This window comes from Jatrophihabitans endophyticus, from assembly GCF_900129455.1.
In the GTDB taxonomy this organism is placed as follows: domain Bacteria; phylum Actinomycetota; class Actinomycetes; order Mycobacteriales; family Jatrophihabitantaceae; genus Jatrophihabitans; species Jatrophihabitans endophyticus.
This window is the reverse complement of sequence record NZ_FQVU01000004.1, coordinates 428040-440844: the sequence shown is the minus strand read 5'-3', so window position 1 is coordinate 440844 and position 12805 is coordinate 428040. Positions and strand designations below refer to the sequence as shown.

14 protein-coding genes are annotated in these 12805 nt (G+C 72.9%); 7 read left to right on the top strand and 7 right to left on the bottom strand.

Annotated features, from left to right (window positions below):
- Positions 1-96: 96 nt before the first annotated feature.
- From BUE29_RS16625 to BUE29_RS16615, 3 genes are all read right to left on the bottom strand, one after another.
- Complete coding sequence (locus tag BUE29_RS16625; RefSeq protein WP_073391532.1) at positions 97-696, bottom strand: hypothetical protein; 600 nt, start codon at positions 694-696, stop codon at positions 97-99.
- Between the two features lie 180 nt (positions 697-876).
- Complete coding sequence (locus BUE29_RS16620) at positions 877-1215, bottom strand: ArsR/SmtB family transcription factor (RefSeq protein ID WP_073391531.1); 339 nt, start codon at positions 1213-1215, stop codon at positions 877-879.
- Positions 1212-1676 carry an SRPBCC domain-containing protein gene (locus tag BUE29_RS16615; protein ID WP_073391530.1) on the bottom strand — a complete coding sequence of 155 codons (465 nt, stop codon included), beginning with the start codon at positions 1674-1676 and terminating at the stop codon, positions 1212-1214. The genes BUE29_RS16620 and BUE29_RS16615 overlap by 4 nt, the downstream gene beginning before the upstream one ends.
- A gap of 425 nt (positions 1677-2101) precedes the next feature.
- Here BUE29_RS16615 and BUE29_RS16610 point away from each other — a divergent pair, with 425 nt between their 5' ends.
- The 3 genes from BUE29_RS16610 to BUE29_RS16600 are packed head-to-tail and all read left to right on the top strand — an operon-like array spanning position 2102 to position 5539.
- The gene (locus tag BUE29_RS16610; protein WP_200800260.1) at positions 2102-3307 is read left to right on the top strand and encodes a sulfatase family protein; all 1206 of its coding nucleotides are present in this window, start codon (positions 2102-2104) and stop codon (positions 3305-3307) included.
- Between the two features lie 60 nt (positions 3308-3367).
- Positions 3368-4666 carry an alpha-amylase family glycosyl hydrolase gene (locus BUE29_RS16605; RefSeq protein ID WP_073391529.1) on the top strand — a complete coding sequence of 433 codons (1299 nt, stop codon included), beginning with the start codon at positions 3368-3370 and terminating at the stop codon, positions 4664-4666.
- A gap of 45 nt (positions 4667-4711) precedes the next feature.
- Positions 4712-5539 carry an AIM24 family protein gene (locus tag BUE29_RS16600; RefSeq protein ID WP_073391528.1) on the top strand — a complete coding sequence of 276 codons (828 nt, stop codon included), beginning with the start codon at positions 4712-4714 and terminating at the stop codon, positions 5537-5539.
- A 61-nt stretch (positions 5540-5600) separates the two neighbouring features.
- Here BUE29_RS16600 and BUE29_RS16595 read toward each other — a convergent pair whose 3' ends face one another.
- The 3 genes from BUE29_RS16595 to BUE29_RS16585 are packed head-to-tail and all read right to left on the bottom strand — an operon-like array spanning position 5601 to position 8481.
- Entirely contained in the window at positions 5601-6650 is a 1050-nt protein-coding gene (locus tag BUE29_RS16595; protein ID WP_073391527.1) for a homocysteine S-methyltransferase family protein, read from the bottom strand.
- Complete coding sequence (locus BUE29_RS16590) at positions 6647-7873, bottom strand: NAD(P)/FAD-dependent oxidoreductase (protein ID WP_073391526.1); 1227 nt, start codon at positions 7871-7873, stop codon at positions 6647-6649. The genes BUE29_RS16595 and BUE29_RS16590 overlap by 4 nt, the downstream gene beginning before the upstream one ends.
- Positions 7870-8481 carry a cysteine dioxygenase gene (locus BUE29_RS16585; RefSeq protein ID WP_073391525.1) on the bottom strand — a complete coding sequence of 204 codons (612 nt, stop codon included), beginning with the start codon at positions 8479-8481 and terminating at the stop codon, positions 7870-7872. The genes BUE29_RS16590 and BUE29_RS16585 overlap by 4 nt, the downstream gene beginning before the upstream one ends.
- A gap of 99 nt (positions 8482-8580) precedes the next feature.
- On the opposite strand from BUE29_RS16585, the gene BUE29_RS16580 reads away from it, so the two are divergent.
- From BUE29_RS16580 to BUE29_RS16565, 4 genes are read left to right on the top strand one after another with little or no spacing between them, the layout of a single operon-like run.
- Positions 8581-9585 (top strand): LacI family DNA-binding transcriptional regulator, encoded by a 1005-nt coding sequence (locus BUE29_RS16580; RefSeq protein ID WP_073391524.1) that lies wholly within the window; start codon positions 8581-8583, stop codon positions 9583-9585.
- Between the two features lie 60 nt (positions 9586-9645).
- Positions 9646-10053, top strand: a complete 408-nt coding sequence (locus BUE29_RS16575) for a MarR family winged helix-turn-helix transcriptional regulator (protein WP_073391523.1) — start codon at positions 9646-9648, stop codon at positions 10051-10053.
- A 46-nt stretch (positions 10054-10099) separates the two neighbouring features.
- Positions 10100-11521: an MFS transporter gene (locus BUE29_RS16570; RefSeq protein ID WP_073391522.1), complete on the top strand. Its 1422-nt coding sequence runs from the start codon at positions 10100-10102 to the stop codon at positions 11519-11521.
- Positions 11522-11565: 44 nt separating this feature from the next.
- Positions 11566-12354, top strand: a complete 789-nt coding sequence (locus BUE29_RS16565) for an alpha/beta fold hydrolase (RefSeq protein ID WP_073391521.1) — start codon at positions 11566-11568, stop codon at positions 12352-12354.
- A gap of 13 nt (positions 12355-12367) precedes the next feature.
- Here BUE29_RS16565 and BUE29_RS22890 read toward each other — a convergent pair whose 3' ends face one another.
- Complete coding sequence (locus BUE29_RS22890; protein ID WP_200800259.1) at positions 12368-12775, bottom strand: nucleotidyltransferase domain-containing protein; 408 nt, start codon at positions 12773-12775, stop codon at positions 12368-12370.
- Between the last annotated feature and the right edge of the window lie 30 nt (positions 12776-12805).

The window sequence follows — 12805 nt, the reverse complement described above, 5'->3', positions numbered from 1 at the left end:
ACCTCCTGCGGGTGAATGCCAGACACATCCACTCCGCCAGGAGGTCCTCCCACGTTCAAGCAGGCACGCCGTCAACAACGTCTTGGGTCACGACACCTAGTCGCCGGGCAGGCTCGGCACTCCCCGCGTGCGCAGCTCGATGTGCGCTCCCGCCCGCTCGTCGCCGGAGCGGTCACCGCGGTGGTAGCGGACCCGGAACCCCTCAACGGTGGTGACGCCCTCCCGGCGGGGCGTCATCGCCAGCATGATCGCGCTCCGCGCGTCGATCTCGGTACGACCCGGCACGAGCGCGGTCACGGTTCGGCACTCGGCCCGCACGTCGGCGGAATATCCCGCGCCCAGCGTCGAGAACTCGCCGCGCGGTTCGCACACCACGATCCGTAGTGTCGATCGCGCCGAGTCGAACGCGGTCACCGGCTCGACCGCGTCGAGCACGATGGGTTCGTCGACCTCGTCGAGCCCTAGCTCGGTGTTGAAGAAGATCGTCCTGCCGGGCAGGAACCGGTTCACCCCGGTACCTCCGCCGCCGCCGTCGCCGAACACGTGCAGGTCGTCGTCGCGCAGTGCGACGACGAGCGTGACCACGACCGCCGTCACCGCCAGCACGGCCGCGGCGCCGACGTACCACCACCGCCGGGTGCGCCGCGCCGGGCGGCCACCGGTCGCCGGAGCGGGATCGTCGAGTGCCGTCGTCATGTCATTCCCTCCCGCCCGGCCTCGCTCGGCCCACGGCCGGCGCGACCACGCGGCCGGAATCGTAACGCGGGCGTCGCGTCACGTGCCGGAGCAGAGCTCGCTGCCCGACCAGCGGGCACCGCCCACGTCACCCCTGCGGCGGCGAGTCGGGCGACCGGCCCGGTCCGGGTGCGGCGACGGTCACGACTGCTCCTTCGCCGTTCGTTCCGCGAGCTGTTTGACGCGGGCGAGCTGACGCTCCCAGCCGCGGGCGATGGCCTCGAGGTCGTGCGCGACCTCGTTCAGCCGCGCGCCGAGGGCACGGTGGACGACCTCGCGACCGCGGGGCTCGGACTCCGCGAGCCCCGCGGCGGCCAGGACATCGAGGTGTTTGACGATGGCCTGCCGGCTCACCGGGAGCTCTCGGGCCAGGGCGGACGCGGAGGCCGGCTCCCGTCCGAGGCGGGTGAGGATGGCCCAGCGGGTGTCGTCGCTCAATGCCGCGAAGACCACGGCGGATGACCCGGCGGCGACGGTCACGGGGCCGTCACGAAGTCACGCGCGGCCGCGAGCTCGGTGTCCCAGCCGCGGTCGTTGTCCGCCCGGTCGGCCAACCACTGCTCGCGGGGCTTGTGCAGCAACGAGAATCCGCTCTCCACGACACTCAGCCGGACCCCGCCGCCGGGACGGTCCTCGATACGGAACTCGACCAGCGTCGCGCGGTCCACGCCGTCGTCGGGCAGGCGGTGATGCCAGCGATGGGCCACGTAGGACGGCGGCGTCGACTCGATCGTCTCGAACCGGAACTCGCCGTGCTCGGGATGGGTGACGACCCACACGTCACCGTCCCGTCGCAGGTCCGCTTCGGCGTCCACCTCGCCGTTGTTGATCCACCAGCCCGGCCGGCTGACGAGCGCGAAGACCGTCGAGGCGGGCGCGTCGATGTCGATGCTCTTCTCGATGCGATCGAGCGGGTCGAGTCCGGAGGTGGTCGCGGTCATTGGTGTCTCCTCGTGTCGGCAGCGGTTGATCGCAACCACAGGGTTGCATTTCAGCCCACCGAAGCGCAACCCCTGGATTGCAGTTCCGGCCCGGACCCGTTCCCCGCTGCGCGAACCGCACGGGTCCCGTACACAACCCTGACGTTCCCCGCACCCGGCGCAGACGGACGACGGCCAGCCTCGACGGTCATGAGACGCACCCGGATCGCCGCCGCGGCCGCCCTCGTCGCCGGGCTGGCGCTGACCTCCTGCAGCTCGACCACCTCGGGGCGGGCCGACGCCGGCGCCGACGACCCGACGCGGCCGAACATCGTCTTCGTCCTCACCGACGACCTGTCCATGAACCTGCTCGCCCACATGCCGCACGTGACGGCGATGCAGCGCACCGGCACCACCCTGAACCGCTACTACACGGTCGACTCGCTGTGCTGTCCGTCCGCTCGGCGATCTTCACCGGGCAGTACCCCCACGACGACGGCGTCTTCACCAACACCGGGAACGACGGCGGGTACGGCGCGTACAACGCCAACGGCGACCAGGCGAAGGCGTTCGCGGTCGCACTGCACAAGAACGGGTACCGCACCGGCTTCATGGGCAAGTACCTCAACGGCTACCAGCCCACCGACCCGGTCCCGCCCGGCTGGGACGAGTGGGACGTCGCCGGCAACGGCTACCCGGAGTTCAACTACGACCTGAACCAGAACGGCACCGTCCACCACTACGGCACGCAGCCGCAGGACTACCTGACCGACGTGGTGTCGAAGAAGGGCAGCGCGTTCATCACGTCCGCGACGAAGCCCTTCGCGCTCGAGATCGCGACGTTCGCGCCCCACGCCCCGTACACGCCGGCACCCCGCGACGTCGGGTCGGCCAAGGGCGTGACGTACCCGAAGACGCCCGCCTACGACGCGAAGCCCACCGACCCGCCGTCGTGGCTCGCGGGACGCCCCGCTCTCACGACCGCGCAGCAGGACAACCTCGCCGCGGCCTACCGCAAGCGGGTCGCGGCGGTCCAGAGCGTCGACGACATGATCGGCAACCTGCAGTCGGCGCTGCGGGCCAAGGGCGTCGCGAAGAACACCTACGTCGTGTTCAGCTCCGACAACGGCTACCACATGGGCGAGTACCGGCTGCTCGCCGGCAAGCAGACCGCGTTCGACACCGACGTCCACGTGCCGCTGGTGGTGACGGGACCGAAGGTGCCGGCGGGTCACTCGAGCGATCAGCTCGCATCCAACATCGATCTCGCCCCGACGTTCGAGTCGCTGACCCACAGCACCGTCGGTTCCGGTGTCGACGGCACCGACCTGTCACCGCTGTGGCACGGCGGGCATCCGGCCGACTGGCAGCAGGCGGTGCTCGTGGAGCACCACGGCCCGAACGACGGCGCCGACGACCCGGACCGGCAGAACGCCAAGCATGCGAATCCGCCCAGCTACGAGGCGGTGCGCACGGCCGACGCGCTGTACGTCGAGTACGCGAACGGCCAGCGGGAGTACTACGACACCACGAAGGACCCGGCCGAGCTGCACAACCAGGCGAAAGAGGGCGTGCCGTCGGCGTTGCCGCGCACCCTGCATGCGCTGGTGCACTGCCACGGCAGCCGCGCCTGCCAGCAGGCGGCCCGCTGACCGCACGCGGCGTCCACGGCCCCCGCTCCCGGCCGTCGCGGTGTCACTAGATTGACGACGGTGAGCAACGACGCGGCCGGTGACGCCGACACCACCCCCGGCGCGCGCGAGCCGGGCTGGGTCGAGCACGCGATCTGGTGGCACGTCTACCCGCTCGGCCTCGTCGGCGCCGACACCACCGGCCGGGACCGCACCCCCGCCCCGCGGCTCGACCGACTGACCCGCTGGCTCGATCACGCCGTGACCCTCGGGGTGAACGGTCTCGCGCTGGGCCCGGTCTTCGACTCCGCCACCCACGGCTACGACACCGTCGACCACTTCGACCTCGACCCGCGCCTCGGCGACGACGCGGCGTTCGACCGACTGGTGACCGCGGCGCACGACCGGGGCATCCGCCTCATGCTCGACGGCGTCTTCAACCACGTCGCGGCCGGCTTCGGTCACGACGACTGGCTGCGGCGGAGTCGGGACGGCCGGCCGCGCACCTTCGAGGGGCACGGCGCCCTGCTCGCCCTCGACCACGACAACCCGGACGTCGCCGACCACGTCGCCACCGTGATGACGCACTGGCTTGACCGCGGCGCGGACGCCTGGCGCCTCGACGCCGCCTACGCCGTGCCGGCCGAGTTCTGGGCCGCCGTGCTGCCCCGGGTGCGGGCGGCGCACCCGGACGTCTACGTCGTCGGCGAGATGCTGCACGGCGACTACGCCGACTACGTCCGACGTTCGGGGGTCGACGCGGTCACGCAGTACGAGTTGTGGAAGGCGGTCTGGAGCTCACTCTCCGAGCGCAACTTCTTCGAGCTCGACTGGACCCTGCGCCGACACGACGGCTTCCTCGACACCTTCGTGCCGTGGACGTTCGTCGGCAACCACGACGTCACCCGCATCGCCAGCCGGATAGCGGATGCGCGGCACCGGCCCCACGCCGCGGTGCTGCTGCTGACGCTCGGCGGCACGCCGGCGGTCTACTACGGCGACGAGCTCGGCCTGCAGGCGGTGAAGGAGGAGCGGGCCGGCGGCGACGACGCGATCCGTCCCGCGTTCCCCGACTCCCCCGAGGCGGTGCCCGAGCTCGGCGGCGACCCCGACGTCCTGCGGGTGCACCAGGAAATGATCGGCCTGCGACGCCGTCACCCGTGGCTGCACCGGGCTCGCAGCGAGCCCGTCTCCCTGACCAACGAGACCCTGGTGCTGCGGTTGACCGGCGGCCCGGACGACGGCGTGCTGGTCGTGGCGCTGAACCTCGCCGACGAGCCGCTGCGCGTCGAGCACGACGGCGCGCCGGCGGCGGGGACCGCCGAGCGGGCCGACGGCGGCTGGACCGTCCCGGGCCACGGCTGGGTCGTCCTCGACTGAACCCGCGCCGCGACGACGGCCGCGCGGATGCACCATGCTGTAGCCATGCTCGACATCTCGATCTCCGGCAACGCGATGCAGATGGCGATCGTCTCGCTCCGCCCGGGGCAGGTCGTCTACAGCGAGGCCGGCAAGTTCCTGTTCAGCTCCGCCGACGTCGTCATGGAGACCAAGCTCAGCCAGCCCAGCGGAGGTGGTCAGCCGGGCGGTGGCCCGGCCGGTGGTCCCGCCGGCGGCGCGGGCGGTCTCGGCGGTCTGCTGCGCGGGGCGATGGATGCCGGCAAGCGGATGCTCGCCGGCGAGTCGTTCGCGTTCTGCCACTTCCACTCGACCGGCGGCGACGGGCTGCTCGCACTGGCCGGGGTCCTCCCCGGCGAGATGCGGGTCCTGGAGCTCGACGGCGCGACGACGTGGTTCGCCGAGAAGGACGCCTTCGTGGCCGCGGAGGCCGGGGTGAACTTCGACGTCGCGTTCTCGGGGCTGCGACAGGGATTCTCCGGCGGCGAGGGGTTCGTGCTCGAGAAGTTCACCGGACGCGGCAGCCTGATCATCGCCGGGGCGGGCAACTTCATCGAGATCAACCCGGCCGACTACGGCGGCCGGCTCAAGGTCGACACCGGCTGCGTGGTCGCGTGGGACCACAACATCTCCTACGGCATCGAGCGGGTCGGCGCACTGAACCGGCAGGGCGTCATGAACGCGATGTTCGGCGGCGAGGGCTTCAACCTCGCGACGCTGTCGGGCAACGGCCAGGTGATCCTGCAGTCGATGACCCTCGGGGCCCTGGCCGGCGCGCTGGCGAAGAACGCCAAGCGTGGCGACGACACCGGCCCGGCGAGCCTGGGCGGGATCTTCGGCGGCAGCCGAGACTAGCCACACCGATCGTGGACCGACACGCCGCCGGAGCGAGCAGTCGGGTCCACGATCGGGCGGGTCAGGAGGCGGTGGCGCTCCAGTCGCCCATGACGTCGTTGTGCCCCTCGCCGAGGACCGGGTGCAGGTCGAGCGCGGGCGAGTACCGGCTGGCCGGTGTCTCCCGTCCCATGGCCTCGGCCATCGCGCGGACGAGGTGCGGTGAGCCGCCGCAGCAGATGCCGACGTAGTCGATGCCGATGGCCTGCGCCTCGCGGGCGAACTCGGCCATCTCGAAGCGGGTGTGGCCGGCGCTCTCGAGCCGGACGGGGAACAGCCGGCCGCCGTCGGCACCCGTGAGCGACTCGAAGGCCGGGGTCGCGTCGTCGGTGCGGTAGGGCACCGGCTGCGCGGCGACCGGGACGTCGACCGAGTCCCGGATCCGCTCGAGCAGCGGCAGCATGGTGGCGGGTCCGCGCGAGCAGTTGAGCCCGACGACCGCGGCGCCCGCGTCCGCCAGCCGGCGGCACGCCTCCACGTAGTCGTAGCCGTCGTAGGTGGTGTCCGGTCGGACGCTCGCGAGCGTGACCATGGCCGACAGGCCGAGCTCCTGGCAGACCTCGAGGCCGACGAGTGCCTCGCCGAGGAAGTCGTTGGTCTCGCTGATGACGAAGTCGACGCCCTCCTCGACCGCCCAGCCGAGCTGCTCGCGGTACTGGTCGCGCACGATCGCGCCGGACTCGGCCGGGTTGGCCGGGTCGTAGCACCACGTGTTGCAGATGTTGCCGGCGACGAGCGCGCCGCCCTCGGCCGCGATCTCGTTGGCGATGCGGACGGCCTGCCGGTTCATCGGCTCCAGGTCGTCGCCGCGGCCGACGTCGCGCAGCTTCTCGCGGTGTGCGTAGTAGGTCAGCGCCACCATCACGTCGGCACCGGCGCGCAGGAACTCGCGGTGCAGCTGCCGCAGCGCGTCCGGCGCGTCGAGGATGACCTCCGGGACGTACGGGCCGGCCTTGACGTAGCCGCGACGCTCCAGCTCGAAGACGTAGCCCTCGGCGCCCACCATGACGCCGTCGGCGAGCCGCTGCTCGAAGGTGCGGGCCGACGGCCGGCTCGCGGGGGATCGGGTCATCTCGCGTCCTCCTCGGGTGCGGTGGGCCCGTCGGCGGCGGCGGCGACGGTGGGATCGGTGAACCGGCTCGGGTCGAAGCGCGCGATGTCGTAGACGGTGCCGTCCTGCAGCGCGAGCTGGAACAGGGTGCGGCCCACCCACGGCGCGAACTTGTACCCGGTGCCGCGCCAGCCGACGCCGACGTACACGTGCGGCGCGCCGGGCACGGCACCCAGGACGAATTCGTCGTCGGCGACGAGGTCGTAGTCGCACTGGTCGACGTCGCGGACGTCGCTCGCCGAAGCGTCGGCCAGCCCGGGCATCACCTTGGCGACGAAGTCGGCGATGTCGCTGACGCCGGTGCGGTCGCGCGGGATGTCCGGCGGGTTGTAGTAGCCGACCTTCACCGCGTCGATCACGCCGTCGACGATCGGGTGCACGTACACGCCCGTGTCGAGGTAGGCGATGACCGGCATGGCGTCGGCGGTGTAGCGGTGCCGTTCGCCGGCCGGCGGGACGAAGTACTTGGCCTCGCTCGGCCGGTCCTTCGTCAGCGGCACCTGCAGGTCGCACCCGGGAACGGCGGCGAGGACGTCGTTCGTCCCGTGACCGGCGGTGATCACCACGGACCGCGCGGTGAACTCGCCGATGTCGGTCTGCACGCGGACGAGGTCGAGGTCGGGTACGACGGCCGTCGTCTCCACCCGTTCGTGGACGGCGACCTTGCGCGCGGCGAGCGTGCGGGTCAGCGCGCCGGTGACCGCGGCGAGGTCCACGAGCCCGGCGGCGGGGTCGAGGTGGGCGAGGTCGGCGCGCAGGTAGGGGTACCGCGCGGCGATCTCGTCGTCGCGCAGCAGGTCGGGCGCGACGCCGAGGCGCGCCATGACGTCGGTGCTGCGCTGCGCGTAGGTGTCGGCGAGGTCGGGCGTGACGGCGGCGGACGCGATGTTCATGCACCCGCAGCGGACGAGGACGTCGGTGCCGGTCTCGCGCTCGAACTGCGACCACAGCGTCATCGCGTCGTCGGCGAGACGGACGTACAGCGGATCGAGGTAGTCCTTGCGGTAGGAGCGGGTCCGGCCGTACGAGGCCGTGGTCGGATCGCCGACGGTGCCGCGTTCCAGCACGACGACCCGGTCGAAGGCGGCCGACGCGTGATAGGCGGTGAACAGCCCCATCACCCCGCCGCCGACGACGACGAGATCGAGGACGTCCTCGGACTCGTAGGCCGGACCCTGGCTCATGCCGGAACCTCCGCCAGCGCCCGCAGCTCCTCGGCGTACGTGACCGACGTGCGGTGCAGGACGCCGTGGTCGTCGACGACGTACTGCCCCATCGTCTGCAGCGGCGGCGAGTAGACGTGGATGCTGACGCTCGCGTCGTCGAGGCCGCTCAGCCGGTGGATGTGGTCGGGGCCGAAGCTGTAGACCTGCCCGGCCGGCACCTCGGTGCGCACCTCGGGGCGGCCGACGCCCAGGTTGTGCTCGACGAGCCGGCCCTGCGCCACCGCGACCGCGCCGGACGAGACGTCGTGGTCGTGCCAGCCGGTGTCGTCGGCCGGCGTCCAGCAGAGCAGCCACACGTCGACGTGCTCGTCACGCGACAGGCAGACGTAGTGGCGGCCGGTGTCGTCGGCGGGGTCGTCGGTGCCGGGGAAGCGCAGGTGCTCGCGCCACTGCTCGGGGCGAGCCGCGACCGACGCGGCGAGCGCGAGCAGCTCGGCCTGGTCGAGGCGGCGCACCGGGACGTCCACGAGCCCGTTCCCCGCCGCGACGTCGGCGATCGCGCGCGCCGCATGGGCGGGCACCCCGCCACCGCTGTCGAGTCGGGTGTACGTCGTGGACGTGGTCATGCCTCTCATCTCCTCACGGTCTTGTGAACCGCTTCACTGTAGCGTTTAAGCTACCCCGTGACCACTACCGGCGGATTCCCGGCTCGTTACGATCGTGCGATGCGTGAGCGGGCGAAACGGGTCACGCTGCGTGACGTCGCCCAGGAGAGCGGGCTGTCGACCGCGGCCGTCTCCTACGCGTTGCGCGGCCTGCAGGTGCCGCCGGAGACGCAGGCCCGGGTGCGCGAGGTCGCCGACCGGCTCGGCTACCAGGTCGACCCCATCGCCCGCGCGCTCGCGTCCGGGCGCACCGGGTACGTGGGGGTGCTCTGCGGCTCGCTGTCCGACATCTGGCAGCAGAACGTCGCGGCGGCCCTCGGCCGCGGCCTGTTGGAGCACGACCGGCACGCGCTCATCGTCGACGCGTCCAACAGCCCGGAGCTCGAGAAAGAGCTCGCGAACCAGCTGGTCGACCAGCGGGTCGACGCGCTGATCGTGCTCTGGGCGAACCCGCACGCTCCGCACTGGCCCGACATCGCCCGTCGCACGGTGCTCGTGTCGATCGGCGACGGGCTGCCCGGGGCGGCGACCGCGGTGGAGATCGTCTTCGACAACGACGTCGGCGTGCAGGCCGCGCTGGGCCGGCTGGCCGAGGCGGGGCACGAGCACGTCGCCGTGCTGACGCCGTCGGATCGCAACACCCCCGACACCCCGGCCGAGGGGGCGATCCGACGGGTCGCCGGCGACCTGGGTCTCGCGATCGACCTGCACATGACGCCCTACGACCTCGACGGCGCCACCGCGGTGGCCCGCGACGTGCTCAGCCGGCCGGTGGTGCCGACCGCGCTGTTCTGCCTCGCCGACGCCATGGCCTACGGCGTGTACGCGGCGGCGCGCGACCTGGGGCTGCGCATTCCCGAGGACGTGTCGGTCCTCGGCTACGACGACGACCCGGTGTCGCGACTGCTGACGCCCCCGCTCTCGAACTTCCGCTGGCCGGTCGACGAGCTGGTGAGCTACGCGGTCGAGCGCACGGTGCGCGCCGTGGCCGAGGGCAGGCACTCGCGGCGCAAGCTGCTCACGCCGATCGAGCAGCCCCGCGGGTCGGTGACCACCCGCCGCTGACGTCACCCCGCCGCGTCCACACGGAAGTAAGCTTGCTTAGTCCTACGGACGGAGGAGCAGATGGCGGTGTCGTTGCAGGACGTCGGACTCGCGGTCAAACGCCTGCAGTGGCGGCATCACCGCGAGGCGAACACCCGACTGGCCGAGCTGGGCCTGTCCCTGCCGCAATGGGACGTCCTGCGGCACCTGCACGACAATCCCGACGCGTCGCTGCACGCACTGGCCACGCTGACCTTCCAGACCGACCAGTCGATGGGCGCGCTGGCCGGCCGCATGATCGACCGTGGCCTGTTGGCGCGGGTGGGCGGCCCGGGCCGCGCCGTGCGACACACGCTGACCGCCGAGGGCGAACGGCTGCGCGAGGCGGGTTCCCGCGTCTTCGACGGCGTGCTGAGCGAATCGGTCGGCCGACTCACCCGCGCGGAGCGCGCAACCCTCGTCGAGCTGCTGGGCAAGGCCACGTCGTAGCTTTCTAAGGTTGCTTATCTAAGTTTGCTGATATAGCGTCGTCGGCATGTCCTCCGCCGCCGCGCCGCCCGCCGCCGTCCCGGCCACCGCGGCGCGCGACCGTTCGGTCCGCGCCACCGTCGCCTTCGCGGCCGCGGCGATGCTCGTGAGCTACCTGCCGCTGTCCGCGGTCAACGGCGTCCTGGGGACGATCGGCCGCGGTGCCGGCGCCGGCACCGGCGACCTGCAGTGGGTCGTGGACGCCTTCACGGTCGCGCTGACCGGGGCCGTCCTCGCCGGTGGCGCACTCGCCGAGCGCCGTGGCCGGCGCCGGGTGACGATCGTCGGGCTCGCCCTCACCGGGTTGGGGTCGTCGGTCGGCTTCGTGGCCGGCGGGGTGTCGGGGGTGGCGGGGATCCGCGTGCTCTGGGTCGGCCAGGGGCTCGCCGGGCTCGGTGCCGGGCTGGTCATGTCGGCCACCCTGGCGCTGGTCGCGGCCACCGCACCGTCCCCGCAGGCGCGGACCCGGGCCATCGCCGTGTGGGCGGCCGCGAACGTGGTGGGGCTCGGGGCGGGGCCGTTCCTGTCGGGGGCGATCACCGAGCTCGCCGGCTGGCGGTGGTTGTTCCCGCCGATAGTCGGCTGCGCCGCGCTGGTCGCCGCCGTCGGCGCCGCGTGCTCGCGGGAGGTCGCCGGTCACCGCACCGGCACGCGCGACCGCCTCGGCCGGCTGCTCGGCACGGCCGGCATCGTCGTGCTCGTCTTCGGGGTGATCCGGGGCGGGTCCGCGGGTTGGCACGACCCGGCCGCACTCTTCGCCCTGGCCGCCGGCGTCGTCGCCCTGGTCGCGTTCCTCGTCGTCGAGTCGCGCAGCGAGGCACCGACCCTGCGACCGTCGCTGTTCACGTTCCCGGGTTTCACCGCCGCCGCGATCGCCGCGACGGTCGCGCTGTTCACGGTCATCGGCGTCGTGTTCGCCGTCAGCCTGGTCCTCGCCGGGGCGCACGTCGGCGACCTCGCCATCGCGGCCCGGCTGGGCTGCCTGTTCGCCGGCAACGCGATCGCCAGCGTGCTCGCGGGCCTGGTGCAGACGCGCTACGGATCCCGGCCGGTCCTCGTCGCCGGTCTGCTCGTCGCCGTCGGCGGCCTCGTCACCCTGCTGTCGACCGACGCCGGCGAGCTGGCCGGGATGGCCGGACTCTCCTGGCGGCTCGCGCTCGTGGGCGCCGGCTGCGGCACCGTCGTCGCGACCAGCACGGCCGTCGCGGTGCAGTCGGTGCCCGCCTCCCTCGCCGGCATGGCCGGGACCGCCAACAGCGTCGTGCGGCAACTCGGCGGTGCGCTCGGCCCGGCCGTCGTCGGGGGCGTGCTCTCGCCCCACACCGTCGGCACGACCGGGGCCGTGCACGCCTGCGTCGTCGTCCTGCTCGTGGTGCTCGGCACCGCCACGCTCGCGGTGTGCGGCGTCCTGGCCGCCGCGCGTCGCTGACCACTCCCTCCCCATCACCGCTCATCCGACACGAAGGAGTCCACATGACCTCCAGCTCCACCCACCCGCTCGACGTCGCGGCGATCGGCGCCGTCGAGGTCACCGTCACCGACCGCGGGGCGGGCCGCCCGGTGCTGCTGCTGCACGGTGGTGGCGGACCGGGGACCGTCGCCCCGTGGGCCGACCGGCTCGCAGCCTTGCGGCCCGCCCGGGTCATCACCCCCGTGCACCCCGGCTTCGACGGGACGCCGCGGCCGGACGCGCTCGACTCGATCCCCGGCCTCGCGGCGGTCTACGCGGCCCTGCTCGACGAGCTCGACCTGGACGACGTCACGGTCGTCGGCAACTCGATCGGCGGCTGGATCGCCGCCGAGCTCGCGCTGCTGGCGCCGCCGCGGGTGAGCGGGTACGTCCTGGTGGACGCGGTGGGCATCGAGGTGCCCGGGCACCCGGTCGCCGACTTCTTCGCCCTCTCCCCCGCCGAGCTCGCGCAGCGCAGCTACCACGACCCGGCGACCTACGGTCTCGACCCGAGCACGCTCCCGCCGGAGGCGCTCGCCCGCATGGCCGGCAACCGGCAGACGATCGCCGTGTACGGCGGCGTGGGCATGACCGACCCGACCCTCGCCGGGCGGCTCGCGGACGTGGTGACACCGATGCTCGTGGTCTGGGGCGAGGCCGACCGGATCGGCGACCCTGAGTTCGGCCGCGCCTACGCCGCCGCCGTCCCGGGTGCGGAGTTCACGCTGCTCGAGCGCACGGGGCACCTGCCGCAGCTGGAGACGCCGCAGGAGCTGATCGACGCCGTCTGGCCGTTCGTCGAGACGCGTTAGTCGACCGCGGGCGTCACGACGAGCGCACCGCGGCGACGAGCGCGGCCAGCAGACCGGCGGGGTCGGCGAGCGCGACGAAGCCGTCGCGCACTACCCGCGCCGTCCCGGCGTCGAGCGGGTCGGTCGCCGCCCACGACGGCGATCCCACCCCCACCTCGACCACGAGCCCGTCCGGCAGCCGCAGCCGACGCTCCTGGATCGCGCCGAAGTCGGCCGAGCGCACCAGCTCCGCCCCCGGCCCGAACGCGGCGAACCAGTCGTGGGTGCCGAGCAGCCGCTCGGGCCGGTCGGTCAGCGCGACGAGGTCGACGTCGGAGTCGGGCCGGGCCGTCCCGCGCGCCCACGAGCCGGCGAGGCCGACGGCGACCACTCCCGGCACGGTCCCGGTCAGTCGGGCCGCCGCCACCAGCACCGCCGTCACGCGCGGTGGGGTGCGCTGCCGGGAACTGCT

Excerpts from the sequence above, each read along its gene's own strand:
- BUE29_RS16595 (WP_073391527.1), bottom strand. The coding sequence starts at position 6,650 with ATGACCCGATCCCCCGCGAGCCGGCCGTCGGCCCGCACCTTCGAGCAG.
- BUE29_RS16580 (WP_073391524.1), top strand. The coding sequence starts at position 8,581 with ATGCGTGAGCGGGCGAAACGGGTCACGCTGCGTGACGTCGCCCAGGAG.
- BUE29_RS16625 (WP_073391532.1), bottom strand. The coding sequence starts at position 696 with ATGACGACGGCACTCGACGATCCCGCTCCGGCGACCGGTGGCCGCCCG.
- BUE29_RS16570 (WP_073391522.1), top strand. The coding sequence starts at position 10,100 with ATGTCCTCCGCCGCCGCGCCGCCCGCCGCCGTCCCGGCCACCGCGGCG.
- BUE29_RS16590 (WP_073391526.1), bottom strand. The coding sequence starts at position 7,873 with ATGAGCCAGGGTCCGGCCTACGAGTCCGAGGACGTCCTCGATCTCGTC.
- BUE29_RS16575 (WP_073391523.1), top strand. The coding sequence starts at position 9,646 with ATGGCGGTGTCGTTGCAGGACGTCGGACTCGCGGTCAAACGCCTGCAG.
- BUE29_RS16615 (WP_073391530.1), bottom strand. The coding sequence starts at position 1,676 with ATGACCGCGACCACCTCCGGACTCGACCCGCTCGATCGCATCGAGAAG.
- BUE29_RS16600 (WP_073391528.1), top strand. The coding sequence starts at position 4,712 with ATGCTCGACATCTCGATCTCCGGCAACGCGATGCAGATGGCGATCGTC.
- BUE29_RS16565 (WP_073391521.1), top strand. The coding sequence starts at position 11,566 with ATGACCTCCAGCTCCACCCACCCGCTCGACGTCGCGGCGATCGGCGCC.
- BUE29_RS16585 (WP_073391525.1), bottom strand. The coding sequence starts at position 8,481 with ATGACCACGTCCACGACGTACACCCGACTCGACAGCGGTGGCGGGGTG.